The organism is Dyadobacter sp. Leaf189, from assembly GCF_001424405.1.
In the GTDB taxonomy this organism is placed as follows: domain Bacteria; phylum Bacteroidota; class Bacteroidia; order Cytophagales; family Spirosomataceae; genus Dyadobacter.
This window is the reverse complement of the sequence record NZ_LMPS01000006.1, coordinates 121174-144883: the sequence shown is the minus strand read 5'-3', so window position 1 is coordinate 144883 and position 23710 is coordinate 121174. Positions and strand designations below refer to the sequence as shown.

At 46.9% G+C, this 23710-nt stretch carries 26 protein-coding genes; 17 read left to right on the top strand and 9 right to left on the bottom strand.

Annotation, left to right across the window (positions count from 1 at the left end; translation table 11 throughout):
• Positions 1-7: 7 nt before the first annotated feature.
• The 11 genes from ASG33_RS19050 (at position 8) to ASG33_RS19000 (ending at position 12290) form a co-directional block, all read left to right on the top strand.
• A complete protein-coding gene (locus tag ASG33_RS19050) occupies positions 8-1471 on the top strand; it encodes a sensor histidine kinase KdpD (protein WP_056289037.1) in 1464 nt (487 codons plus the stop codon).
• Positions 1461-2150, top strand: coding sequence for a response regulator transcription factor (locus ASG33_RS19045; RefSeq protein WP_056289034.1), 690 nt, complete (start codon positions 1461-1463; stop codon positions 2148-2150). The genes ASG33_RS19050 and ASG33_RS19045 overlap by 11 nt, the downstream gene beginning before the upstream one ends.
• Positions 2151-2355: 205 nt before the next feature.
• Positions 2356-3114 carry an alpha/beta fold hydrolase gene (locus ASG33_RS19040; protein ID WP_056289032.1) on the top strand — a complete coding sequence of 253 codons (759 nt, stop codon included), beginning with the start codon at positions 2356-2358 and terminating at the stop codon, positions 3112-3114.
• Positions 3115-3240: 126 nt separating this feature from the next.
• Positions 3241-3675 (top strand): hypothetical protein, encoded by a 435-nt coding sequence (locus ASG33_RS19035; RefSeq protein WP_157474855.1) that lies wholly within the window; start codon positions 3241-3243, stop codon positions 3673-3675.
• Positions 3676-3830: 155 nt separating this feature from the next.
• Positions 3831-4097, top strand: coding sequence for a hypothetical protein (locus ASG33_RS19030; RefSeq protein WP_056289025.1), 267 nt, complete (start codon positions 3831-3833; stop codon positions 4095-4097).
• A 243-nt stretch (positions 4098-4340) separates the two neighbouring features.
• A complete protein-coding gene (locus tag ASG33_RS19025) occupies positions 4341-5021 on the top strand; it encodes a response regulator transcription factor (protein ID WP_056289022.1) in 681 nt (226 codons plus the stop codon).
• Complete coding sequence (locus tag ASG33_RS19020; protein ID WP_056289019.1) at positions 5018-6370, top strand: HAMP domain-containing sensor histidine kinase; 1353 nt, start codon at positions 5018-5020, stop codon at positions 6368-6370. The genes ASG33_RS19025 and ASG33_RS19020 overlap by 4 nt, the downstream gene beginning before the upstream one ends.
• Positions 6371-6479: 109 nt before the next feature.
• The gene (locus tag ASG33_RS19015) at positions 6480-7775 is read left to right on the top strand and encodes a TolC family protein (RefSeq protein ID WP_056289016.1); all 1296 of its coding nucleotides are present in this window, start codon (positions 6480-6482) and stop codon (positions 7773-7775) included.
• Between the two features lie 21 nt (positions 7776-7796).
• Entirely contained in the window at positions 7797-8894 is a 1098-nt protein-coding gene (locus ASG33_RS19010; protein WP_056289013.1) for an efflux RND transporter periplasmic adaptor subunit, read from the top strand.
• A 9-nt stretch (positions 8895-8903) separates the two neighbouring features.
• Positions 8904-12002 (top strand): efflux RND transporter permease subunit, encoded by a 3099-nt coding sequence (locus tag ASG33_RS19005; protein ID WP_056289008.1) that lies wholly within the window; start codon positions 8904-8906, stop codon positions 12000-12002.
• Positions 12003-12074: 72 nt separating this feature from the next.
• Positions 12075-12290 (top strand): hypothetical protein, encoded by a 216-nt coding sequence (locus ASG33_RS19000; protein ID WP_056289004.1) that lies wholly within the window; start codon positions 12075-12077, stop codon positions 12288-12290.
• A gap of 227 nt (positions 12291-12517) precedes the next feature.
• On the opposite strand, the gene ASG33_RS18995 is transcribed toward ASG33_RS19000, so the two are convergent.
• The 3 genes from ASG33_RS18995 to ASG33_RS26175 all read right to left on the bottom strand — a co-directional run bounded on the left by ASG33_RS18995 (position 12518) and on the right by ASG33_RS26175 (position 14368).
• Positions 12518-13015, bottom strand: coding sequence for a DUF4411 family protein (locus ASG33_RS18995; RefSeq protein ID WP_056289000.1), 498 nt, complete (start codon positions 13013-13015; stop codon positions 12518-12520).
• 33 nt (positions 13016-13048) lie between these two features.
• Complete coding sequence (locus ASG33_RS18990) at positions 13049-14176, bottom strand: ImmA/IrrE family metallo-endopeptidase (protein ID WP_056288998.1); 1128 nt, start codon at positions 14174-14176, stop codon at positions 13049-13051.
• A 66-nt stretch (positions 14177-14242) separates the two neighbouring features.
• Positions 14243-14368 carry a hypothetical protein gene (locus tag ASG33_RS26175; protein ID WP_255356530.1) on the bottom strand — a complete coding sequence of 42 codons (126 nt, stop codon included), beginning with the start codon at positions 14366-14368 and terminating at the stop codon, positions 14243-14245.
• A gap of 154 nt (positions 14369-14522) precedes the next feature.
• Between ASG33_RS26175 and ASG33_RS18985 the strand changes: the two genes are divergently transcribed.
• The 5 genes from ASG33_RS18985 (at position 14523) to ASG33_RS18965 (ending at position 18735) form a co-directional block, all read left to right on the top strand.
• Positions 14523-15323: an SDR family oxidoreductase gene (locus ASG33_RS18985; RefSeq protein WP_056288994.1), complete on the top strand. Its 801-nt coding sequence runs from the start codon at positions 14523-14525 to the stop codon at positions 15321-15323.
• Between the two features lie 61 nt (positions 15324-15384).
• On the top strand, positions 15385-16302 hold the full coding sequence (locus ASG33_RS18980; RefSeq protein ID WP_056288990.1) for an AraC family transcriptional regulator: 918 nt from the start codon (positions 15385-15387) through the stop codon (positions 16300-16302).
• A 165-nt stretch (positions 16303-16467) separates the two neighbouring features.
• Positions 16468-16926 carry a DUF4440 domain-containing protein gene (locus ASG33_RS18975; RefSeq protein WP_056288987.1) on the top strand — a complete coding sequence of 153 codons (459 nt, stop codon included), beginning with the start codon at positions 16468-16470 and terminating at the stop codon, positions 16924-16926.
• 45 nt (positions 16927-16971) lie between these two features.
• On the top strand, positions 16972-17835 hold the full coding sequence (locus ASG33_RS18970; protein ID WP_056288984.1) for a helix-turn-helix transcriptional regulator: 864 nt from the start codon (positions 16972-16974) through the stop codon (positions 17833-17835).
• A gap of 72 nt (positions 17836-17907) precedes the next feature.
• Positions 17908-18735 (top strand): NAD(P)-dependent oxidoreductase, encoded by an 828-nt coding sequence (locus ASG33_RS18965; RefSeq protein ID WP_056288981.1) that lies wholly within the window; start codon positions 17908-17910, stop codon positions 18733-18735.
• Between the two features lie 142 nt (positions 18736-18877).
• On the opposite strand, the gene ASG33_RS18960 is transcribed toward ASG33_RS18965, so the two are convergent.
• From ASG33_RS18960 to ASG33_RS18950, 3 genes are all read right to left on the bottom strand, one after another.
• Entirely contained in the window at positions 18878-19297 is a 420-nt protein-coding gene (locus ASG33_RS18960; protein ID WP_056288978.1) for an ester cyclase, read from the bottom strand.
• 71 nt (positions 19298-19368) lie between these two features.
• Positions 19369-20241: an AraC family transcriptional regulator gene (locus ASG33_RS18955; protein WP_056288975.1), complete on the bottom strand. Its 873-nt coding sequence runs from the start codon at positions 20239-20241 to the stop codon at positions 19369-19371.
• Positions 20242-20301: 60 nt separating this feature from the next.
• The gene (locus ASG33_RS18950) at positions 20302-20703 is read right to left on the bottom strand and encodes a VOC family protein (RefSeq protein ID WP_056288972.1); all 402 of its coding nucleotides are present in this window, start codon (positions 20701-20703) and stop codon (positions 20302-20304) included.
• A gap of 291 nt (positions 20704-20994) precedes the next feature.
• On the opposite strand from ASG33_RS18950, the gene ASG33_RS18945 reads away from it, so the two are divergent.
• A complete protein-coding gene (locus ASG33_RS18945; RefSeq protein ID WP_056288970.1) occupies positions 20995-21429 on the top strand; it encodes a VOC family protein in 435 nt (144 codons plus the stop codon).
• A gap of 27 nt (positions 21430-21456) precedes the next feature.
• Here ASG33_RS18945 and ASG33_RS18940 read toward each other — a convergent pair whose 3' ends face one another.
• The 3 genes from ASG33_RS18940 to ASG33_RS18930 all read right to left on the bottom strand — a co-directional run bounded on the left by ASG33_RS18940 (position 21457) and on the right by ASG33_RS18930 (position 23704).
• On the bottom strand, positions 21457-22368 hold the full coding sequence (locus ASG33_RS18940) for an AraC family transcriptional regulator (RefSeq protein ID WP_056288967.1): 912 nt from the start codon (positions 22366-22368) through the stop codon (positions 21457-21459).
• 6 nt (positions 22369-22374) lie between these two features.
• Positions 22375-23178, bottom strand: a complete 804-nt coding sequence (locus ASG33_RS18935; RefSeq protein WP_056288963.1) for an SDR family oxidoreductase — start codon at positions 23176-23178, stop codon at positions 22375-22377.
• Between the two features lie 148 nt (positions 23179-23326).
• Positions 23327-23704, bottom strand: a complete 378-nt coding sequence (locus ASG33_RS18930) for a RidA family protein (RefSeq protein WP_056288959.1) — start codon at positions 23702-23704, stop codon at positions 23327-23329.
• Between the last annotated feature and the right edge of the window lie 6 nt (positions 23705-23710).

The following is a 23710-nucleotide window of genomic DNA, read 5'->3' as shown; positions in this document are numbered from 1 at the left end:
TAGTGGCATGAAATGGCTTTCCAACCGATATGCGTATCCACTTGTTGCATTAGTGATGCTGGCCAGTGTCGGCCTGCAGGTTATTTGGCTTGACCAGCTGTTCCGCGCGCAACAAGTGCAGGTAAAACGTGACCTTGATCAGGCCGTGGCCAACGCGGCAAGTCAAAGCGATTACCTGAGCGTTGCCGGGGGGCACGAGAACAGTGAAAACTTCAAGAATTTTTTTCTTTCCCCAGACTGGCTACAAATCAAACAGGCCTTTACACGACTGCGGGACCGTCAATTTGGCGGCAGTTTCAGCTCGCAGATCAGGCCTGATAGCACCATTGTCACCATTGGAATTCATATTGCCAATGATAAACCCAGAGCAAGCCACCGAAAAATAATTCGTATTTACGACGAAGGCGAGACTTTGCAAACGATAACGGCTGCTGATAAACGCGACCTGGCCCGAATGGACAGTCTTGTCAAGGTCGAATGCCTGCGGGCGGAACTTGATTTGGATACTTATCATGTCATATATGATTATGACAGCGGTAAGCCCGAGTCTCCTGCTGTCTGGAAAAAGGCGCAGCAAGCGGCCTATCGGAGCCAGCAATTTGGCTATAACCTGAATTTTTTTCTGCACACCTATCAACTGGCGGTTCAATCCATCAATGGCGTCGTACTTTACCGGATGCGCTATTATCTTGGCTCGTCGCTGCTCATGCTTATATTAACCGGCGCGGCCTTTTTCTTTCTGTTTAAAATAATGCACAGTCAGCGGCTTTATACACAAGCGCAGCTGGCATTTACCAGCAATATGACCCATGAATTAAAAACCCCTGTTTCGGTCATTGAGGCTGCTCTTGATGCCATTACCCGCTACGATCTCGTCCGGGAACCGGTCAAATTGAACAACTATATTCAGATCAGCCAGTCGGAGTTACAGCGCCTGAACCTGATGATCGACAAAGTACTTAACCTTGATCAGCTCGACAACGGGCAGGTGTCACTGCGCCGTGAACTGTATGATGTACAGGAAGGATTAGCCAGTGTGGTCTCTTCGATGCAGCTGCGCCAGGAGCAGACAGGTGCTGTTATCACTTACCACCCGGCCAGCGAACCCTGCTTTACCGATGGCGATCCGGTGCATTTAATCAATGTTTTTTACAATCTCATTGACAATGCATTGAAGTATGGCGGCAAAAATGTAAGGATCAACATCTCATGCAAATGCGGCTTAGAAGATATCCATGTCAGCTTTCAGGATAATGGTCCGGGAATTCCGGGATTATACCAGGAACAGATCTTCGAAAGGTTTTTCCGGGTGCCTGAAAACGCGGACATACATACGGTCAGGGGCTCGGGACTGGGCCTGCACTACGTGAAGCAAATCGTTGAGAAGCACCGCGGCTCGGTAAAGCTTCAAAGCGAGCCGGGAAAAGGCAGCACCTTTGATATTATTCTCCCATCTTACCATGAAGTATAAAATTCTCTATGCCGAAGACGAGCCTACCTTGGCACAAATTATCGGCGATGGTCTAAAAAATGGTGGTTACGATGTCGATACGGCCCTTGATGGACAGCAGGCATTACAGCTTTTCGAGTCGGGCCAGCCGGACATTTGCGTACTCGATATCATGATGCCCCTAAAAGACGGATATACACTTGCCGAAGATATCAGAAAGCAGAATAGCAATGTTCCTATCATCTTTCTAAGTGCCAGATCATTGACCGAAGATGTAATCAAGGGTTTCAAGAGCGGCGGAAACGATTATCTCAGAAAACCTTTTAGCATAGGAGAGCTGCTCGTTCGGATAGAGTCATTGCTGCATCGCTTCGGCAGCTCGGACCAGATAACAGAAAGCCTGTCTACCCGCGTGCGTTTTGGCAGATGCGAGTTTGATACGCTCACGCAGCAGTTGATAACACCACTTGGAACGCATGCGCTGTCTTACAAGGAAACCGCGCTCTTGGAACTGTTGCTACAAAACAAAAACACCTTAATGCCCAGGCAAGTGCCGCTCCTCAAAATCTGGGGGGATGATAGTTTTTATAATGCGCGCAGCATGGATGTTTTTATGTCACATTTACGTAAAATGTTGAAGGATGATGAAACCGTGCAGCTTATGAGCATTCGTGGTGCAGGTTATAAGCTTATATTTTAGTTTACTTGGTCTCAAAGCTTTTTTACCTCCATGGCATCCCGCGCAGCCTTAAGCTCGTACTGGCAAACCGGTTCTGTACTTTTCATAGAGATTTCGAAAAGGCTACTTACCTGGCGGTAACTACTTACCCACAGGTAACAACTATCTTTTGGTAAGTGAATGTAGGTAGTTTTGTTGCATTGATCACCATCATTGAAGCAAAATCATGAAATACCTCATTCTTATTCTCGCATTCACTGTCAGCACCGCCGCATTGGCACAAGAGCACAAGCCTCGTACATTCCTGCTCGTGCACGGTGCCTGGTCGGGCGGTTGGGATTATGCCAAAGTCGATTCAATTTTTAAAACAAAGGGAGACATTGTGTACCGGCCTACGCTCACCGGCCTGGGTGAGCGGGTGCACCTGGCCAGCGCAGATGTCAACCTGAGCACTTACATCGCCGACATCGTCAATGTGATTCGGTACGAAAACCTTCACGATGTCATCCTGGTGGGTCACAGTTTCGGCGGACTGGTCATTTCCGGGGTTGCCGAGCAGGTCCCCGACCGCATCAGCCAGCTCATTTACCTGGACGCCATGGTCCCCGACAACGGCCAGAGCGCCCGGGACGTCTGTGGCCCGCTCTGGGAACAGGTGATGGTTCCCTTCATCAAAGATGGTTTCATGCAGTATCCATTTGGCAAAGCCAGCGGCCAGATCCCGGGAGATGTTCCGCAGCCGATCAAAACTTTCACCGAATCTTTAGAAATCACCAACCCGCAGGCCAAAAGGATTCCCTCCGCATTCATTGTCATGACAAAAAACGGCCAATCCAATCCGCTCAATGACCAAATGGGCCTAAACAAAGCGCGTGCGCGCGGCTGGAAAATATTCGCAATGGAAGGTGGGCATTATGCCATGCGCGAGCAGCCGGATGCGTTGGTTAGGAAGTTAGATAAGATTGCTGGACACAGTCAACAGTGATAGAATATTGGCTTTATATCGAACTATTTGCGAGAAGATTGATCGCAAGCTGAAATTTGTTGTAACTATAATAGTTTATTGATTAAACTACCCTGCTTTACTGTATTCAACCTCACAATATTCGCTGTGAAATACCTAACATCTCTGCTTTTTTTGTTTATTGGATGTGTTGGCAGCGTCAAACGCCCTGAAAAGATCGATAAAAAGGTGTCATTCTCAGTTATATTTGGCTCATGCTTTGCTAACGATACAATATCGCTTTTTCTGGATGAAGATTTGATAGTTGATAAGTTGAGCATCCAGTCGGATACGGTGTTGGGGCTGGCCGAATTGTATATATCCCAAAGGTTAGATTCAAACTCTCTCTTGATTCGATATAACACAAAAGAATTTCTTAAACCACCAATTAGGTTAAAGCCTGCTTTTGATCTTAAAATTTTGAAAGGTTCGGAAACCTACTATTTCAAACTGAATCTAAAATCAGGTAGATTAATTTTGGTAGACGGTTGTCAAGGTAAAATAATGATCAGACAATCGAAAAAAGAACTTTGGTTTGAATAACGCTCCGGAGTTGCTCGCGGGAGAGTTTATAGATTTTCCTATATTGTCTTTCAAGGGACGATCACACATATCTGTCACAATACAAAAACAGATCTCGGCATCAATTGCAAAAATCGGCTTGAAAGATTATTAATTCAATAATTCTTACTACGATAATGCCGAGACAAACAATAACAGCAATTGAACAGCATCTTTTAACAAATGCCTTTTTTCCGCCAGAAGCTGAGATATGGAAGCCAGGAAACGCAGTCTACGAGGGCGTATTTATCCAAAAGATAAATGCAAGACAATTTATAGTACACGCGCAACGCCACATGGCATTCGATCCATTTCAGTTGGCGGAGAATGCAAACTGGGTATTTGATTCGTTAGGTGGTGCCTATAAAAAATGGAGCGATCTAGAAAACGGTATTTATGATTGAACACAATTTAAACATCAACGAATGAATCGAAAAACGCAATCACAATCTAGTGAGTGATAAGGTGAGTAAAAGATTTAGCAGGCTGTAATCGACTAATAAGTAATTTGTTATCTAAGGAGTTATTATCCAAGGGTGAGCACGGAAAGCGCCTCCCAATTTCGAATGAAGGAACATTCCGGGTCTTCGCGTATCCTTCACGGTTGATAACTTGCTAAGTTTGTAAAGTAGCATGGATGCCATTTTATGAAAATACTGATAGTTGAAGACGATCGCCGGATCAGCGAATTTTTGCAGAAGGGTTTGCAGGAAACTGGTCATTTTGTGCAGCTTGCGCATGATGGCGTGGAAGCCCGAAACTTTATACAAAACGATTGCTGGGACCTTTTTATCCTGGATATTATGGTACCCGGCATCGACGGTATTCAGCTGGCCGAGCTGATCCGTTTTCGCAAAATTGACACGCCTGTGCTGATGTTCAGCGCATTAGGCGAGGCCGAGGATAAAATTAAGGCGCTGGATATCGGCGCCGACGATTACCTTGTCAAACCCGTCCATTTCCCCGAACTGCTTTCCCGCATTAATGCGCTCCGGCGGCGTTACGAGCTGCATTATTCGAATGAACATATTCTGGTTTGCGGCGATTTGCGGGTGGATATTGACAGCAATGTGGTGGAGCGCGCAGGAAAAGACATTGTATTGTCTGCCAAAGAGTTCAAGTTCCTTGGTTATTTGCTTGAAAATCAGGGTAAAATTGTTACCCGCACGCAGATTCTGCAGGTGGTGTGGGGCGCGAATACGGATACCTATACTAACGTAGTGGACGTTTACATTTCCTATCTCCGCAACAAAATCGACCATAATTTTGATGAAAAACTGATCCGCACCGTGAAGGGCAGGGGATATATGATCGCGGCGCAAAAATGAAGATCAGGAATAAATTAACGCTGGCTTCCTCCCTCGTTTTCGGACTGGTACTCACCGTTTCGTCGGGGTTGATTTATCTGAATTTTATCAAATCGGCAGAGAATATTTTCTTTGAAGAACTGGCGCGCAAAGCAGCATTGACTGCCATTTTCTATTTGGAAGAAGACGAAATGAGCTCGAAGGAATACAGCCGGATCGAGCAGAAATTCCTAACCGCTACCGCCGACCAGGAAATCAGGTTGTACGACCGCTCGGGCAACATTCATTTTGGCGTAGCCGACCCGGATTCCAACATTACCGCCAACATTCTCAAAACCATTCGTGACCGCGATCATTACAGTTTCAAGGTCGACAACCTGTATTACTACGCGATTTATTACCGTGATAATCAGGGTTCTTTCAGTGTGATTATCAAAGCCAATAACCCGACTTTGAATGCGCAGGAAAGTGAATTTATGAAAATCCTGCTGACTGCATTGCTGATCGGGATTGTGGTGATTGTTGTGCTGAGCTATACTTTATCGAAGGTGGCTTACAGACCTGTCCGCGACATTATCCGGCAGGTGCAGTCGCTGGATGTGACTGGTAAAAAGCAAATGCTGACTTACCCGCAAACCAAAGATGAGCTGGAAGATCTTTTTAAGGAATTTAATGGTATGCTCGATAAGTCTTATCAAAGCATTCAGATCCAGAAAAATTTTATCAGCCACGCATCTCACGAACTGAAAAGTCCGTTGGCCTCTATTGTCGGGAATCTGGAAGTTTTGCTAAGCAAAGAAAGATCAGTGCAGGAATACCAATCTGTGAGCGGACAGGTATTGACCGATGCCGACCGTCTTGAAAAAATCTTAAACAACCTGCTGACACTAGCTGGTCTGCAACAGCAGAATATTGAAACCAATGCACCCGAACGCATCGACGAAATTCTCTGGGAAGCGCTCGATCAGCTCAAAACCGAATACCCGGAAACCAAAGTCAATGTGCTCTGGCAGCTCCCGGAAGACCAGCCGGATTTACTCACTTTCACCTGCAACCGCACGCAGCTTTATATTGCATTATATAATCTGATCGAAAATGCAGCCAAGTTTTCGGATTCAAAACCGGTTGATATTGAGTTGTTTGAAATAAATAAAAGTCTTGGAATCAAAATCCGGGACCGCGGCATCGGGATCAGCAGCGAAGACCTTTCACACATTTCAGAGCCATTTTACAGGGGCAGCAATACGGCGCTGCAAAAGGGAAATGGTCTGGGTATGGCGATCGTCACGCGGATTTTTGACAAATATAAAATCCAGCTCAAAATTGACTCCGCGCCGGGAGCAGGAACCGAAATACAGATCCGGTTTTAATCCGGTTTCTCATTTACTTTTAATGTAGCTCTCACACAGATATAATGTAGAGCAAAGAATGCTCTAATGTTGCCGCGATAGTTTTGTGCCTTAACATCAAGGCATCTCTGTGAAGTTATTTATTATCGCATTTCTCGCACTCGCCTCCTCTTTTTTTGGGTCATCAAAGCTTTTTGCCCAGGATACATTAAGGATCAATCAGAAGGAAGCAGAGGCATTATTTCTAAACAATAACCTCGATCTGATCGCGCAAAAGCTGAGCATTCAGCAGGCGGAGGCGGCGATTATCCAGGCCAGGCTTTGGCCCAATCCTGAATTCAGTCTCGACGAAGTGAATCTCTGGGCGACGCGCAACCAGCTTTCGTCCGGCGAAACGATCCCGCCATTGTTCGGGAATTTTGGTAAAAACAGGGAGTTCACGGCGGAGTTTTCGCAGCTGATTGAAACCGGCGGAAAGCGCCGGAAACGCATTGCGCTCGAATCCGTGTCGCGGGATATGGCGGCTGAATATTTCTGCGAGCTGATCCGTGAACTGAAAATGCAGCTGCGGTCTTCTTTGCATGAGCTGGCATTTCAGCAATCCTATCTGAATGTGCTGGACACGCAGAGTGAGGCGGTCGGGAAGCTGGTAGCTTCTTATGAACACCAGTTCAAGCAGGGAAATGTAAACAAACCCGAGCTGTTCCGCCTGCGTGCATTAAAGCTGGAACTTGGTCAGCAAATCGTGGAAACGCAGAAGGAAATCAATGGTTTACAAAAAGACCTAACCATTCTGCTGCATACGCCAGCCAATGGTTACCTGCTGATCGAAACGCCTGAAATGGTTAATACCAATACATTAGCCAGCCTGTCGCTCGGTGAGCTTACAGCCACCGCGGCGGCCAATCGGCCTGACGGGAAAATCAGCATTCTGCAGCAAACCCATTCCCAGAAAAAATACGATTATGAATACGCCCAGCGCAAACCCGATGTAAATGTGGGCATCAACTACGACCGCGGCGGCAACTTCCTGCTCAACTTTTTTGGGTTTGGGGTAAAGTTCGATGTGCCGGTTTTTAACCGTAATCAGGGCGCTATACTTGAAAGTAAAATTGGCATTGATCTCGCCAAAGTGCAGGCCGACCAGACTTCAAAACGCATTGAAGCCGAAGTGGCGGTGGCATTTCGAAATCTGCAAAAAAGTCTGACTGCATACCAGAATCTCGATGCGGCTTACAGTGAAGAACTCGACAACGTACTCGCTGCCTACACCCGCTATTTTGTCCAGCGCAATGTCAATCTGGTCGAGTACCTCGACTTTTTCGATGCCTACATCGCCAATAGGAAAACGATTTTCACGACGATCAACCAGTTGCGGCAAAGCAGGGAAGAGTTGATCTATGCAACCGGCGCGGAAATCCAGTAATCCATCCTTTTAACTTATACCATGTTAAAGTCAAATCGCACTTTCATCGCAATTGCAGCCGTTTCGCTCATGCTCACCGCATGTTACGAGCGGAAGGAGGAAGCAGAAAAAACAGCCAAACCGGCGGCTGCTTTCCTGCCTTCCAAAATCACGACTTATCCTGCCGTCATCGAGCCGATCACGGAATCCATCCGGCTTACGGGACAGATTGAATACAATCCCAATCAGGTAGTCCGCTATGCCAGTCTGGTCACCGGTGTGATCACTAAATCCTACATTTCATTGGGCGACCGCGTCAGGAAAGGACAGGTACTCGCCGAAATGCGCAGCGCAGAACTTTCTGAGTTGAATGCACAAGGCCGCGTGCTGGAAACGCAGTTGAAGGTGGCGGAACGTAAACTGGCGTCGACCAAATCGATGTTTGAAGACCGCATTGCGTCGGAAAAAGACCTGGTAGAGGCCCAGAGCGAGACAGAGATTTTGAAGTCGGAAATCGAGAAAATTAAATCCAATCTCTCCCTCTATAATGCAAGTTCTGAAAAAGGTGTATTCCAGATCAAAGCGCCGGTGAGCGGGTATGTGGTGGAGAACAATATGTCCGGCGGAACGCAGATCAGCAATACAGAACCGAATCTGTTTACAATTTCAGACTTGTCGGAGGTTTGGGTGACGACAAATGTATACGCAGTTGATCTTCCTTTTGTACAAACCGGTATGAAGGCTGTGATCAAGTCCAAAGCTTATCCCGAAGATTTTTTCGAAGGCACGATCTCCGACATTTCCCAGGTTTTCGACCCGCAGGAGCGTGTGCTCAAAGCAAGGATCAGAATGCAGAATAAAAGCCTGAAACTGAAACCAGGACTAATGATTGAAGCCGTAGTGAAGAAAAATTCAGGAGAAGTAGCAGTGGGCGTACCCGCCGTTGCGATGATTTTTTACAACAACGAAAACTACCTGCTCATTCAGAAACCTGACAATACGCTGGAACCGCGAAAAGTAACGGTCGACGTAAAAGATAATGACCGTCTCTTTTTTAAGAGTGGCATCGCAGCGGGTGAAAAGGTGGTGATCAACAACCAGTTGCTCCTTTTTTCGGAAGTCCTCAGTCAGGAAAACTAACAGATATTTATGCAGAAATTAACGCAAGGCATCGTATCCTTTTCGCTAAGGAATACGACGATTATATTTTTTATGACGGCCCTGCTGGCCGTAGTGGGCGTGGTAAGCTACCTCCACACGCCCATTGAAGCGTTCCCCGACGTAACCAATACCCGCGCGCGGATCATCACGCAGTGGCCCGGCCGTAGCGCCGAGGAGGTCGAAAAATTCATTACACTGCCGGTGATGAAAGAAATGAACACGATCCCGAAAAAATCGCAGGTCAGGTCCATTTCCTTGTTCGGTTTGTCGGTGGTAACGGTTTTGTTCGAGGACAATGTGGAAGATTTTTACGCGCAGCAATATGCATCCACGCGCCTTCGTAACATTGAAATGCCCGCTGGTGCCAATGCTGAAATCGAGCCGCCATATGGGGCTACCGGGGAGATTTTTAGGTACGTGATTAAAAGCGAGCGGCCGATCAGGGAGCTCACTGCCTTGCAGGAATGGGTGATCGAGCGGGAGCTTGTCGCCGTACCGGGCGTCGCGACGGTGGCGAGTTTTGGAGGCGAGGAAAAAATCTATGAAATCCGCGTAAACCCTGCTTTGCTTGCCCAATACAACCTCACGCCGCTCGATGTGTACGATGCGGTTAGAAAAAGCAATATCAATGTCGGCGGCGATGTGATCCAGAAAGGCGATCAGGCTTATGTGGTGCGCGGAATGGGTTTGCTGGAAAGTGTGAAGGACATTGAGAATATTCTGATCAACGTAAAAGGCAATACGCCGGTGCTCGTGAAACAGGTGGCCGATGTGGAAATCACTGCAAAACCGCGTTTGGGGCAAGTCGGGCTGGGAGAAGAGAAGGATCTCGTAGAAGGAATCGTAGTGATGCTGCGCGGTGAAAATCCGAGCGAAGTCATTGATAAACTGGAAAATACGATCGCCGACCTGAACAACCGAATTTTGCCAGCGGACGTGAAAATCGTCCCGGTAATCGACAGGACCGAGCTCGTCGACGCGACTGTGCATACGGTGACGCACAATCTGGCGGAAGGTATCGTGCTCGTTTCGGTGATTGTTTTTGTGTTTTTGTTCAACTGGCGTACAACCCTCACCGTGGCGCTCGTGATCCCGCTTTCGTTTCTGTTTGCAATCACCATGCTGCGCATTCAGGGACTGCCTGCCAACTTAATCTCGTTGGGGGCGATTGACTTCGGCTTATTGCTGGAAGGGACAATGGTAATTGTGGAAAAGATCTATGTGGACTTGGAACGAAGTTCGCTGAAAATGGGTGTCGCGCGGTTTAATAAAATGTCAAAACTTGGCTTAATCAAACGCAGTGTAAGACACGTGGCGCCGCATATTTTCTTCGCGCAAATTATATTGATCGTCGCATTGCTGCCGATATTCTCATTCCAGAAAGTGGAGGGGAAAATGTTCTCGCCGCTTGCATTTACATTGGGGTATGCATTGATCGGTTCGCTGATTTTGAGCCTCACTTTTGTGCCCGCCATGTGTAAGGTTTTGTTGCAAAAAAATGTGCGGGAAATCAATAATCCGGTGGTTAACTTTTTCCGGAATAACATCTTCAAGCTCTATCAATGGAGCGACCGGAATAAAAAGCTGGTGATGGTTTCGTTCGTGGTTTTGTTTGCGGTTTGTGTAGGTAAATTTCTGACTTACGGGACGGAATTTATTCCCAAATTAAATGAAGGCGCTATTTATGTCAGAGCGACTTTGCCGAATAGTATTAACCTGGAACAATCCGTCAAAACCAGTAACACATTACGCGATACTTTGCGCTCATTTAAAGAAGTTTCATTTGTAATGAGCCAGACCGGCCGCCCGAATGATGGTACTGATCCGACCGGTTTTTTTAACAATGAGTTTCACATTCAATTAAAACCTGAAAGTGAATGGACGCGCAAGATCACCAAGGAAGAATTGCTGCGCGAAATGAAAGAAGTACTTGGTGCATTTCCGGGAATTACCTTCGGATTCAGTCAGCCGATCCAGGATAATGTGGAGGAATATGTGGCCGGTGTAAAAAGCTCGCTGGTGGTGAAAGTGTTCGGCGACGATTTGCAGGATATGGAGCGCCAGGCCGACGAAGTAGCCGCGCAGCTCAAAGGTATTGAAGGAATTACGGATATTCTGGTGTACAGAAATATCGGTCTGCCCGAACTTAACATCAAGCTCGACGAAGGCCGCATGGCGCGTCACGGCGTATCAATGGCCGATGCCCAGGCAGTCATCGAAATGACGATCGGCGGAAAAGCTGCTTCAATATTTTACGAAAACGACCGACTGTTCGACATTACCGTGCGCTACCAGGAAAAGTACCGGAATACGGAAGAAGAAATCGGCAATATCCTGATCCCGTCGCTCGACGATCATCAGGTACCGTTAAAAGAAATCGCGAGCATTAGCACCAAAACCGGCCCCGCATTTATTTACCGCGAAGGCAGCAGCCGCTACATCGGAATCGGTTTCAGTATAGACGGACGTGATCTGGGAAGTACCATTGCCGAGGCGCAAAAAGTGGCGAAAGACAATGTGAAATTTGCCAAAAATTCGAAGGTAGAATGGGCGGGAGAATTTGAAAGTAAAGAGCGCGCCACTGCCCAACTGGCGGTGATTGTCCCCGCTGTATTGCTGCTGATTGTCTTCTTGTTATATATGAATTTCGGCAATGTAAAAGACACTGCTATTTCGCTGATCACCATTCCATTTGCTTTCATCGGCGGCTTCCTTTCGCTCTGGGCGACGAGCACTATTTTCGGAATTTCAGCAGGAATTGGATTCATCATTCTGTTCGGAGTTTGTACGATTGACGGGATTATTCTAGTCCACGTGATGAAGGATAATCTGCTCAATAAAATGCCGCTCAAACAGGCGATTTCAGAAGGTATTTACGGACGGATCCGACCTGTAATCATGATCGCATTAATGGGCTCACTCGGACTTTTACCCGCCGCATTATCCAATGGAATGGGTTCCGAAATCCAGAAACCGCTCGCCATTATGATTGTAGGCGGACTCTTGATTTGTATGTTCTTGTCCTTCACCGTTTTGCCGCAGGTTTTTCATTGGGCTTACCGGAAAACAGACCAGCCAGACGCTTAACCAAAGATCCGCTCCCAGGCTTTACACTTCATTTATGACAATACAACGCACCTTTTCCCGGAATATCTATATGTGCCTGATGCTAGGCCGCAGGCACACGCCACGCTGAGGTTTCGCAACTGGGAGTTATTTGCAGGACGGAAAAAACGATGGATCGGACTGGCTGATTCCACGCTTGGTACGGGTTCCTATGCCTGGTCCACCAATGCATTGCCGATCCCGAAAGTGCATTTAGGAACTACCAAATTCGTGGCAATGCAGGCGTTTACGATTCCCCCTTCAAAGTAAACCCCCGTCAGTTTTCAGGATTGATCAGTGTGGCAAATGACCCACGGCTATTAATCGGATTCCAGGTAAAACTGTCACTAGCCTCCGACGTTGGCCGCTTGTACCCGGAGAATTATGGTGCTGCTGTGCAGATTGTCCGGTTTTTTAAGGTGTGAAGCCCATGTCCGAGCAGCTACAGTTGAAGATCTACCAAAAGGTTATGAAATGAGCGGTGAATGGAAGCTGTTTCACATTTTAAATCCTATGTCTTCAAGAAATTCAAAAGTATTAATGTGCCGGATACTGAATGCTTCACAAACGTCAGGTATAAATATTCTGCTTTTCGAAAAAGGAGAGAGCGTTTCCTGTGATACAACAATAAGCTCGTAATGCATTGCGCAGCATACAATCCATGGATCGGCATTTTCGAAGGTTGCAAACTCGTCGCGTGCATTTTGTTTCAATCTCTCAATTCCGTTAGCCCATTGCATAAGGTTACCATAATGCTGTAATATTCCAGGCTCCTTTTTGGTATCGATTAGATTTGATTTAATCCCGTCAAGACAAATCCATTCATAAAGTTTGTCTTTTCCTCTCTTTATCTCATCATAGACTTTATCAATGCTCGTTATTGTCTTGCATTTGAATTGTTCATCCAAGAAATTCCAGAAAGTTGGCGCTATTTTAAATGAATAGTAGGCACGATGTGCTTGTGTGAAGCTACTGGTATCTATGACGTATTTCAATGTTAGGTGTGTATTTCGGTGTAAATAATAGGTTTAATCCTTCGATTGGAAATTGTGGTATGTTTCTCCGTAAAGATTTGTCAATTTGTAGGCGTCGCTATACAATAGTTTTCCAGATCTTGTGGCATAATCGACCATTTTAAAGAACGCCCTCCCAACTCTATTAGGCTGATTTAGATAAAAATCTCCACCCGCTGGCTTTTGACCGGTACTTTCCCACTTTTGTTTCTCGGAATTATAAAACCTTGTGTATTCTGTCCAACTAAATATTCCTATATCCAGTAATCTTCTTCCGATTACAACACTGCTTACTTTGAATTGTTTAACGAGTGCATCAATATAATTGGATTGGTGTTTAACTTTATTCCAGGCTATTCTTAATTCGCCTTCATCAACCAACAAAGATGCAGCAACAGCATCACAAATTTTTTCATGATCATTAGCAGGAGGTTGCATTTGGTTAAGCTCAGAGACAGCGGAAATTCCTAGCCAAACATGCACCAATTCATGCAAAATCGTAAAGATCTGCGCTGCTTTAAAATCCTGCCTGTTAACAAAGATGAATGGTGCATAAGGATCACACAAGGTAAATCCTTTGAACTCTTGCGGATTAAGTGCCCTATTTGTGCTATTTCTCACAATACCATTCATAATGATGTAAACTCCGGTTTCTTCAATTTTCTTCACGAGATACATCAAAGCTTCATCTCGACCGTTTAGTTCTGCAGCCCAGTTTTTCGGTAAATTTAAGGCTGTCCTTATTCTGTTGGCAATGTCGGGAACATTGTTTTGATCTGTGACAGAACCAACGAAATTCAGGGGCTCAAAACCTTCGGTACGAAGAAATTTACTCAACCAATCTTGTCGCATTTCAACCACAGCAATGGTCTCCCTCAGTTCGGGACTGTACTGATAGACAGGGGCGACTTCGCCGGTTCTGAATAACGGAACCGTATTTTCCTGACTTGGCAGCTCTTTAAGAAAAAAGTAGCCAAAGGGAATATTCACTTTCTTGGCCAGTTCAGCCAGTTGATTGATAGTAGGTTGCTTGTCCCCAGAGATCCACTGCTGCAAAGACGGAAAGATCTTCCATATAGATTCCTCAGCTGAGCTTACTGCCTCTGCGAGAAGTGTGCTGTTGATATGTACCGTTTCAGACATATTACAAAGCTAGCATTTTGGTTGAATCAAACCGACAAAACACTTCTGGTTGTCAGGCGTTAGCTCTTACTCCAGCTCACGTGATTTCTGACCTGATTTGACAGATTTCCTGTCTTTGGTAATCACCAGAATATCGTAGTCGCTCACATAATCGGTATGCTGCTGATAAAGGTGAGCGAGGGAAGTCTTCATTCGTGTGTGGCGGTTTTTTAGAATTTGCGGTAAGATACTAAATTTCAAAAAATGGTAGTACAAGACCATTTCGGCTACAACAATCTCCACATCCGCTACAAGCGCCCGCGCCGAACCACGGAAATTTGTCTTCTGAAAATAACAGTTAAGACAAATGACAAAGACGATTTTTATTACCGGTGCTTCAACGGGTATCGGAAGGGCTACTGCCAAATTATTTGCGGCCAAAGGCTGGAAGGTAATTGCGACCATGCGCAAGCCTGAAAATGAAACAGAACTCAATGTGCTGGATAATGTAACCGTGCTGCCGCTCGACGTGACCAGCCCGGCGCAAATCCGCGAAACCACGCAGCAGGCGCTGGCTTTGGGCGATATTGATGTGGTATTCAACAATGCGGGCTATGGATTGTTCGGTGCGTTGGAAGCGATGACCGACGAGCAGCTGGTACAGCAAATGGACACCAACTTTTTCGGTGTCGTACGGGTGACGCAGGCCTTCATTCCCTATTTCCGGGAGCGAAAAGCGGGACTTTTTATTACCACCGGCTCATCGGCCGGGCTGATGGCTTTCCCGGTGAGCTCCATGTACGATGCCAGTAAATTTGCGCTGGAAGGTTGGGCGGAAAGCTTGTCCTATGAGCTGAATGAGTTTGGGATCGGCATTAAAACCATTGAACCGGGACTGGTCGCGACCGAAATTGGGGCAAAATCAGTGTTTGCCACGCATCCGGCTTACGAAGCGATTATAGGCAAATTCACAGCAATGCTGGCAACTGGCAACGCCCCGACGACTTCCGAGCAAATCGCCGAAGTCGTGTACGGCGCTGCAACTGACGGTACTGATACATTGAGATATGTTTGCGGCGACGATGCCATTGAATGGTATGCGCTGCGCCTGGCTAAGGGCGACGAGGCTTTCCGGGACGGGATCAAACAACTATTAGCCGCTGTTTAAAATTAAAACGGTCTGCCGGCCCAGGCCTGAACGATTTGCGCCGGCAGACCATTATCTGATTATGAAAAGGGAACATCTCAAACCGCGCGTTTATCACTCCATTTCCGAAATGCAGCGCGCATTCGGTCTGCCGCAACCATTGCACCCGCTGATCAGCTTGCTCGATTTCAACAAGGTGCGGATCACGGCCGAAATGCTGGCCGAAACTTTTGTCATGGATTTTTATAACATTACCTACAACGAATCGGCGGGCTGCCGGATGCGATACGGGCAAACCACTTACGATTTTCAGGTGGGCGGAATGTTTTTTTCCTCTCCTGGCCAGCCGTTGACGGGCATTCAGGTGGCAGAAGAAACGCTTGGATTTACCTTGCTGGTCCACCCTGATTTTCTGCGAAACTATGCGTTGGATGCTAAAATCAAGCATTATGGCTTCTTTTCATACTCGGTAACCGAGTCGCTGCATTTGTCGGATAAGGAAAAGTCGATCATAGAGGGCATTGGCAGCAACATCGGCGACGAGCTCGAAACGGCGATCGACGACCTGAGCCAGGATGTGCTGATTTCGCAGTTGGAACTGCTGTTGAATTACAGCCAGCGGTTTTATAAACGTCAATTTATTACCCGCAAAACAATCAACAATGCATTGCTAGAAAAGCTGGACCAATTGCTGAATAATTATTTTGATGACAAAACCACCCTGCTGAAAGGGCTGCCGAGTGTCCAGTATCTCTCGGATGAATTACACGTCTCGCCCCGCTACCTCGGCGACATGCTCCGCGCACTGACCGGCCAGAATACGCAGCAGCACATTCACAATAAGCTGATCGAAAAAGCAAAGGAGGTGCTCACATTCAGTGATCTGACAGTAGGTGAGATCGCCTACCAGCTCGGTTTCGAGCATCCGCAGTCTTTTAGTAAGTTGTTTAAATCAAAAACAAACGTTTCTCCCCTGGAATTCCGAGCGAGTTTTAATTGAGAAAGGCTGGCTAGGCTGCGTATTAAAAAGCCTGCTTACTTAGATTATTTGAATGAGGGCAACGGTCAAAACCAGATAATTACAAGCGCGCCTTATTATCTTGTAAAACATTAGCATTACTCCTGATTGTTACACATTTAAATCTAACAAGCTGACCATATTACTATGAAACGATTTGTCTTTTTACTCCTGTCACTTTTCGGTGGCTTCAATGCCGTGGCACAAATTGACACGACCAGCTATCCCAAAGAAAGACAGGAAATCAGGGCACTGATGCGCAATAGGAAACCGGATGTACAAATTGATTGCAAAGACTTTATCGCGGTGGGAGCCAAGGGTGACATTTCCTTTTCGCACGAGCAATGGCAGGGTGTGCAATCGAAGGAGAAATTGGTTTTCAAATCGGTGCGGCCGGTGCCTGGCAACGAATTCATTCGCATTTATGACGGGAATATGGCAGTGGTCAATTTCCTGATTAATGTTCAGCTGGAAGTCGACGGACGGGAGGTGAATATGAAAGTCAGGAGACTGGAAGTTTTTCATAAAAATGCTGGCAGCTGGTGCCGCGTAGCCGGACAGGGTACGGAGGTGGATGAGAAGCTGTTTCCGGTAAAGACGAATTGATCAGCAAAGAGCCAGACCTGCGGCGTTTTCCAGCAAATGTGAATTATGAAAGGAGCAACAAAAACCCATTCGATGCCGGCGAATCTAAGCCAGAACGAGCAGCTCCCGATCCGGATCGTGTCTCCCGGTTTCGGGCATTTGCCAAAGGAGACTGTCGACAGGCAGGAGCTTACACACAGGCTTCCATACTATTTCCTGCTCTTTGTAATAGAGGGTACGAGCCGCCACAAGGTAGATATGGACGAGTTTGAGATCGGGAAAAACGAACTGCTGTTTTCGTTGCCCCATCAGATTCAGCAGCTCCCGGAAATGGGACATGGCGCCGACTATTTTAAAATAGGATTTGATAATGAATGTTTATCCAGACTGCCACGGCAATACCCTTTTCTGCTGAATCCACTCAATCAGCATAAAGTAACTTTTTCTCCTGCCGCCGCAGTGAGGCTGAATTCAATATTTGCGATATTGAAAGATTTGCTGAGTAGGCCCGATACAGACCCGGACCTGATTTTGGCGCACCTGAACAGTCTGCTGACCGAGATCAATACGGCTTACTTTGCAGGGGAGGGGAGACAGGCAGATGATCGTATCACCAAGTTTATCGGGTTTAAGGTATTTGTAGAAAACAACCTGACAGGTCATCCAACGATCCGGGACATTGCGGAGTCGCTGGCGGTGAGTCAGGACAGCCTGTATCAAATCGTCAAGCAGTATTCGGGACTTTCGCCCAAGGAATTTGTCACAAACCGGCTGATCCTTGAAGCCCGGCGCAGGATATATTATGGCGAGCGCACATCCGTGAAAGAACTGGCTTTCGACCTGGGTTTTAATGATCCAGATTATTTTTCCCGCCTGTTCAAGAAAGTGACAGGCAAAACAGTCGCCAGCTTTTTTCAGGATTTGTCCTGAACCCTTCGTTTTTCGTCCGGCTCGATTCCAATCAATGTTCGGAGCTTTGTTCATCACTTTAAAATAAGGATTATGGACAAAGGATCTGAGAAGATATTGATCACCGGTAGCACCGGACTGGTAGGCGCCAGACTGCTTCCCCGACTTGCAGACGCAGGTTTTGCCTGTCATGCATTGATCCGAGAAGGAAAACAAGCCCCTGCCAACGTGCCCTTCACGGCGGGCGACCTGCTAAACCCACAAACGCTCATAGAAGCTGTAAAAGGCGCATCCGCGATTATCCATCTGGCGGCCGTATTCCGGACTGCCGACACGGATATGATCTGGAAAAGCAACCTCGAAGCGACACAAAACCTTATAGAGGCGACGAAGAAATATGCACCCACTGCACGGTTTATTCTGGCAAGCACGGCGCATGTTTATAATGTCAATAACCCGCATCCCGGACGGGAGGACGATCTTTTGAACCCGGAGCTTGCCTATCCGGCGAGCAAGCTGGCAGCAGAGCATGCATTGCGCACGAGCGGGCTTAACTGGTCTGTGCTGCGGTTCCCTTTTGTATACGGTGACAGCGACGGGCACATCGCCATGTTGCCTGAGCACGTGCTGGGAAAGTGGCACCCGGCTGCCAGAATGAGCATTATTCACCATCGCGACATCGCCAATGCGATCAAAATGGCCCTTGCCGGCAAGATGGACGGGCAGGTTGTGAACATTTCCGACGAATGCCCGATGTCCGTCTACGAGCTGCTGCAGTTGGTGGGTGTAAGAATGGAATCTTCCTCCGAGCCTTTGACTAATCCCTGGCATTTGCAAGTGGATAGTTCGCTGGCGCGGAGCCTTGGCTTTCAGGCAGAGGTGCGGACCGTGTATCAAGCTGTCAGGGAAAATCTGTTGTGAGGCTTTTATTCTAAATTTATCTGAAAACCGATCCTGAGGATAATTCTTCCTGAGATGTGCTCAACCGAAAAGTCCCGCAAGCGATATCTTTCGACTCGTTGCGGGATTTTCATTTAACGATCAGCGTCGATCAGATCGCTGTTTAGTTTTGCAACTGCGACAGTACATCCGACAGCGTTGTAATTCCCCAATGTTCAAAGTACCTGCCGTCTTTTACCCGGACGATATCAATCACGTCAATGTTGACTGCGCGTCCAGTCGCCGGAATACCCAGTATCTCACCGGTCTGAGTTCCGCTGATTGTCTTCCGGGTAGTAACCAGATCACCTTCTGCAACCTGTTGGTGGATCGTCACGTGAATGTCGGGCATTGCAGGGCGAAGGATTTCATTGAAAAAGTAGATCATTCCATCTGCACCATTGCTCATTCCCTCGGGTGCTGAACGATTTACAAATTGCCCGTCCATGAGTTCATTGAAGCTTTGAAGATTGCCTTCTGCGATTACTTCCTGATTGAAGCGGCGTACTACTGCTTTGTTGTTTTCGGTTGTTGTTTCCATCATTAATATGTTTTTGTGATGGCCCGAAATTACAGGTGCAGTCAGCTGAGCAGTTAAGGATAGACGGTCAACCGCTACGGCGCAACGTTCAAATGCTTTTGCTGGTAATCACTCGGCGTGCTTCCGAAGTGATTACGGAATGCTTCTGAGAAACTGGAATGGTTCTGATAACCGACCCGCATATAAACTCCTGACGGACTCTCATCAAAAGTTCTGAGCAAGTCTGCCGCCAGTTCAAGCCTTTTGGCCAATAACCATTTTTGAGGTGAGGTTTGATAAATCTCGCTGAACTTCCTCTTGAATGTGGAAGTACTCATGTGGCAAAGAAATGCGAGATCCTCCACCGTAGTGGGCTGACCGATCTGGCTTTCAACCACTTTTTTAATCTGCAATTGCTGTTTGTCGCGGGTCAATATTTGAATTGCATGAAATCTTTCCGGATCAGTCTGGAACATATACAACAGCAGTTCCTCGATTTTAAGTAACCGGATTTCAGCTGATAAATCCCCGTCATTGTTCAGCAAAACTTGCAATGAGGCAATGAAATGCTTTATAAAAGTATCCTGCCTGAAAATTAAAAACGGCTGCTTGTTAGCTTTGGCGGTGGCTGCATTCAACAGGTGCTCGTACTTGATCAGAAAGCGGTTGAACACTTCATTGCTGAAATAAAAGAGGATACTTGTGAATTGGTTTGTACCGGCAAGCAGCTCGGAAGTAAGTACATTACCCGTTGAAAGAACAACAAGCTCGCCTGCGTTAACAACCGCTGTCGCATCAGGATAGATGATTGTCTTCGTCCCGCTCACAAGCAAGTTGATCATATTCTTGTTCAGGACGATCCTGTTCTTGACTGAGTCACGGTCGGAGTTGTAGTAACGGATTACGACATCGTCCGCTTGCGCCGCAGGATCATCCAAAAGATCATCAGGCAGGTAGTAGGTGTTCATTTTTGACTTAACAACTTTATGTTCTCCGCGTCGCTTATTGCGACTCCGATGCAAATTAAGCTATTTAAAACGCTCTGCTGCATCTGGCGTTATGGGGGTGAAAAAATTGATCAGGTTACCGTCTGGATCCCGGAACAAGAGCGACCGGTTGCCCCAGGGCATTGTTGTTGGTTTTTGTACAATGCACGCTTTAAGGAAATCAGATAGTCTTTCATAATGCGCATCTACATCATCAACCCGAAATTCCAAAATGACCGAACGGTTTGTAGAAGGCGTAGCCACACTTTCTCCACCAAAAAAGTTGAGCGTGCGCGTGCTGCCAATCGCTAATGTGGCCAGGGGAGTACGGAATTCGGCAAAGTCTTCGGTAAGCCGGTGCGCATCGGATCCGGTGATTTGCTGATAAAAATCGATCAGTGCATTGATGTTCCCCGTGATAATCCGAGTTGAATTGAATGTCATAGTTAATGAGGATTAAATATTTCCTCAAAGCAACATGGACCGCATGACAACAGTGTGTCAGCAGGGCGGACTATCCGTAAACATTTAATGTAGATTTTTGTGAAAAAGCAGTTTGGCGGTATATACCCTCTAAATTGTCGCATTTGCACAGGTTCAAATGCCAGAGTAAATTTCACCTTTGCATGGTCAGAAACATTCTGATCGCGACGATAGTAGCCACAGCAGCTATATCAATGTGAAAACGGAAATGCTGAACAGCTTGGACAAAAAATCAAAACTTAAAATAAGATCATGAGAACAATCAATCCCTGGATCAACTTCAATGGAAATGCAGAAGAAGCATTCACTTTTTACAAATCTGTTTTTGGTGGAGATTTTACAAAGATCGTTCGTTTCAAAGACCTGGCAAGCGACGAGTTTCCTATACCGGAAAGCGAGGCAAACAAAATAATGACCATTGTTTTACCAATAGGGAAACACAATGTGTTAATCGCCAATGATGTTCCGGAATTTATGGGGCGGGTAAATGAAAACGAAAACAGGTCTAAAATTTCAATCAGCACCGAAACGCGCGAAGAAGCAGACCAAATCTTCAACGCGCTATCAGCCGGCGGGAGCATCGAAGGACCAATCGACGAAAGCCCCTGGGGTACTTACGCTGGAATGTTCAGAGACAAGTATGGGATTGAATGGATCGTGGAGTTTGATCCGGCTTATGTTGGATGAAATAAGGTTCGCATTAACAATGCACGCTTAATTAAATGACCGCCTGAATTCTAATGGCGACACATTCATTTTTCGCTTGAATAACTTGTTAAATGATTGCGCGTATTCAAACCCCAATTGGTACGCGATTTCGGCAACCGACAAATTGGTGGTACTCAGATATTGCTTCGCTTTTTCGATCAGCTTTTCGTGAATGTGCTGCTGAGCATTCTGGCCGGTGAGAGAGCGGAGCATGTCGCTCAGGTAATGCGGCGACAAATGGAGCTGCCCGGCCAGATACTCCACCGTCGGAAGTTCGTTGTTGACCGGTGCCTGCTCATCGAAATAAGCATTCAGCACGTTTTCCATTTTGGTCAGAAGATCGTGGTTGACGGACTTTCTGGTGATGAACTGCCGCTCGTAAAAACGGTTGCTATAATTCAGCAGCAGGTCAATCTGGGATAGCACGATTTCCTGGGTATGGCGGTCAATGTGAACCAGTTCCTCGGCGATTTTCAGGAAAACGGCTTGCATGTTCTGCTCTTCTTTCTCGGATAAATGCAGCGCCTCGTGCAGGGAATAGGAGAAAAATCCATAGTTCCTGATCGTGGCCGCGAGCGGATGTTTGTACAAAAACTCAGGATGAAAAAAGAGCGCCTGGCCGGTACCGAAATCAGGATCCAGGATCGCATCTTCCGCTGTTTCCAGGGATTGCACCTGCCCGGCGCTTACAAACGTCATCAAACCTTTATCGAAATCGAAATACTGCTGCCCGTACCGAACCTTCCCGATAATCCCTCTTTTCAGCGACACGCAGTAGAATTGCAGCACAAACTGTCGCCAGAGATCGCGATCGGTAAACCGCATATCCGCCACATTGATCACGCTGATCAGCGGATGCTGCGGCTCCGGCAATGCGTGGAGCCGGTGGAATTCGGTAATGGAATGGATTGTCTTCATGCTGTTTTATTCAAAAAACTGATCCCGGATTTCCTGTCTGAATGCTTCCGAGCCAATGGCCAGGCGACGTGCATACAATGCATTGGCGTCGGCCCCGGCCAGGTAACGCACCTGGTCTTTGCCATCGGTAGCAGCTTCAAAAACGATAGCAGCAACCTGTGCCGGGGTCAATGCCGCCTCCATCATTGTATCAATATTCGTGAATAATTTGTCTTCGAGCTCCACATACGCAGGATGCGAATTCCTGTCCAGCGACCTGCCCAGAAATTCCGTCGCGAAAGCGCCCGGCGCGATGGTTTTAATACCAATATGATGCGGGGCGAGTTCAAAAGACATGCCTTCGGCCCAGCCTTCGACGGCGAATTTGGTAGCATGGTAAATCGAATGCAGTGGAAATCCGAAAAGTCCGCCCATGGAAGTGGTATTAATGAAAAGCCCGCCTCCTTGCTCCCGAAAATGCGAAACAAAAGCTTTTGTAACACGGATCACACCCAGAAGATTGGTATTGATTTGTCTGAGTATCTGCTCCTCAGTTAACGCTTCCAGCGCGCCCATCAGCCCGTAACCTGCATTGTTGAAGACTACGTCAATATTTCTGATAGCCGTCGCTTGCGCGACAGTAGCTTGTATTTGCTCAGGATCGGTAACATCGAGCGGAAGAATGGTCACGTTTTCCAGTGCTGCCAATTCCGTTTCATTCGCGGGATTTCGCATGGTCGCGATCACATACCAGCCTTCACTTTGAAATAATTTTGCAGTTGCCTTTCCCAGTCCGGAAGAAGCCCCGGTGATAAAAATTGTCCTTTGCATTGTACTTGTTTGTTAGTTCAATGCAAAGGTCGGGGCAGGATAAATGGCAAGTGTTTCCAAAACGGGGTAAGCTGTATCCAAAGTACTGAAGAGAACCGGTACCAGACTTATCCTGCTTTACTGCTATTCGTATTAAGCCTTTTCAGTTCTAGTTAGCTTCTAACTTCAGGCTCGCCATAGTAGTTAATTCAACGCGTGCCTGCTTCGGCAAACCTGCTACGGCAATGCAGGTGCGGGTTGGAAAACGGTCGGTGAAATAGGTCTGGTAAACCGCATTCAGCTCGTCGAAATACCGCATATCGGTCAGATATACCGTCACGCTCACAATGTGGCTGAAAGTCAGGTTGTGCTCAGTAAGTATCGTCTCGATATTTGTAAATACCTGTCTAACCTCATCCTGGAAAGAGGTAGTCACGAGCTGTCCGCCAGCCGAGCCGATCTGACCTGAAATAAACAAGAACCCGTTGGAAACCAAAGCTTTTGAAATAGGAACTGCCTGTGCAGCAGCATTTTCATTTGTACTCATGTGATC

Excerpts from the sequence above, each read along its gene's own strand:
- ASG33_RS19050 (WP_056289037.1), top strand. The coding sequence starts at position 8 with ATGAAATGGCTTTCCAACCGATATGCGTATCCACTTGTTGCATTAGTG.
- ASG33_RS19010 (WP_056289013.1), top strand. The coding sequence starts at position 7,797 with ATGTTAAAGTCAAATCGCACTTTCATCGCAATTGCAGCCGTTTCGCTC.
- ASG33_RS19045 (WP_056289034.1), top strand. The coding sequence starts at position 1,461 with ATGAAGTATAAAATTCTCTATGCCGAAGACGAGCCTACCTTGGCACAA.
- ASG33_RS18965 (WP_056288981.1), top strand. The coding sequence starts at position 17,908 with ATGGACAAAGGATCTGAGAAGATATTGATCACCGGTAGCACCGGACTG.
- ASG33_RS18935 (WP_056288963.1), bottom strand. The coding sequence starts at position 23,178 with ATGCAAAGGACAATTTTTATCACCGGGGCTTCTTCCGGACTGGGAAAG.
- ASG33_RS19025 (WP_056289022.1), top strand. The coding sequence starts at position 4,341 with ATGAAAATACTGATAGTTGAAGACGATCGCCGGATCAGCGAATTTTTG.
- ASG33_RS18945 (WP_056288970.1), top strand. The coding sequence starts at position 20,995 with ATGAGAACAATCAATCCCTGGATCAACTTCAATGGAAATGCAGAAGAA.
- ASG33_RS18960 (WP_056288978.1), bottom strand. The coding sequence starts at position 19,297 with ATGATGGAAACAACAACCGAAAACAACAAAGCAGTAGTACGCCGCTTC.
- ASG33_RS18950 (WP_056288972.1), bottom strand. The coding sequence starts at position 20,703 with ATGACATTCAATTCAACTCGGATTATCACGGGGAACATCAATGCACTG.
- ASG33_RS18990 (WP_056288998.1), bottom strand. The coding sequence starts at position 14,176 with ATGTCTGAAACGGTACATATCAACAGCACACTTCTCGCAGAGGCAGTA.
- ASG33_RS18980 (WP_056288990.1), top strand. The coding sequence starts at position 15,385 with ATGAAAAGGGAACATCTCAAACCGCGCGTTTATCACTCCATTTCCGAA.
- ASG33_RS19040 (WP_056289032.1), top strand. The coding sequence starts at position 2,356 with ATGAAATACCTCATTCTTATTCTCGCATTCACTGTCAGCACCGCCGCA.
- ASG33_RS18975 (WP_056288987.1), top strand. The coding sequence starts at position 16,468 with ATGAAACGATTTGTCTTTTTACTCCTGTCACTTTTCGGTGGCTTCAAT.
- ASG33_RS18930 (WP_056288959.1), bottom strand. The coding sequence starts at position 23,704 with ATGAGTACAAATGAAAATGCTGCTGCACAGGCAGTTCCTATTTCAAAA.
- ASG33_RS18985 (WP_056288994.1), top strand. The coding sequence starts at position 14,523 with ATGACAAAGACGATTTTTATTACCGGTGCTTCAACGGGTATCGGAAGG.
- ASG33_RS19005 (WP_056289008.1), top strand. The coding sequence starts at position 8,904 with ATGCAGAAATTAACGCAAGGCATCGTATCCTTTTCGCTAAGGAATACG.
- ASG33_RS26175 (WP_255356530.1), bottom strand. The coding sequence starts at position 14,368 with ATGAAGACTTCCCTCGCTCACCTTTATCAGCAGCATACCGATTATGTG.
- ASG33_RS18970 (WP_056288984.1), top strand. The coding sequence starts at position 16,972 with ATGAAAGGAGCAACAAAAACCCATTCGATGCCGGCGAATCTAAGCCAG.
- ASG33_RS19030 (WP_056289025.1), top strand. The coding sequence starts at position 3,831 with ATGCCGAGACAAACAATAACAGCAATTGAACAGCATCTTTTAACAAAT.
- ASG33_RS18940 (WP_056288967.1), bottom strand. The coding sequence starts at position 22,368 with ATGAAGACAATCCATTCCATTACCGAATTCCACCGGCTCCACGCATTG.
- ASG33_RS18955 (WP_056288975.1), bottom strand. The coding sequence starts at position 20,241 with ATGAACACCTACTACCTGCCTGATGATCTTTTGGATGATCCTGCGGCG.
- ASG33_RS19020 (WP_056289019.1), top strand. The coding sequence starts at position 5,018 with ATGAAGATCAGGAATAAATTAACGCTGGCTTCCTCCCTCGTTTTCGGA.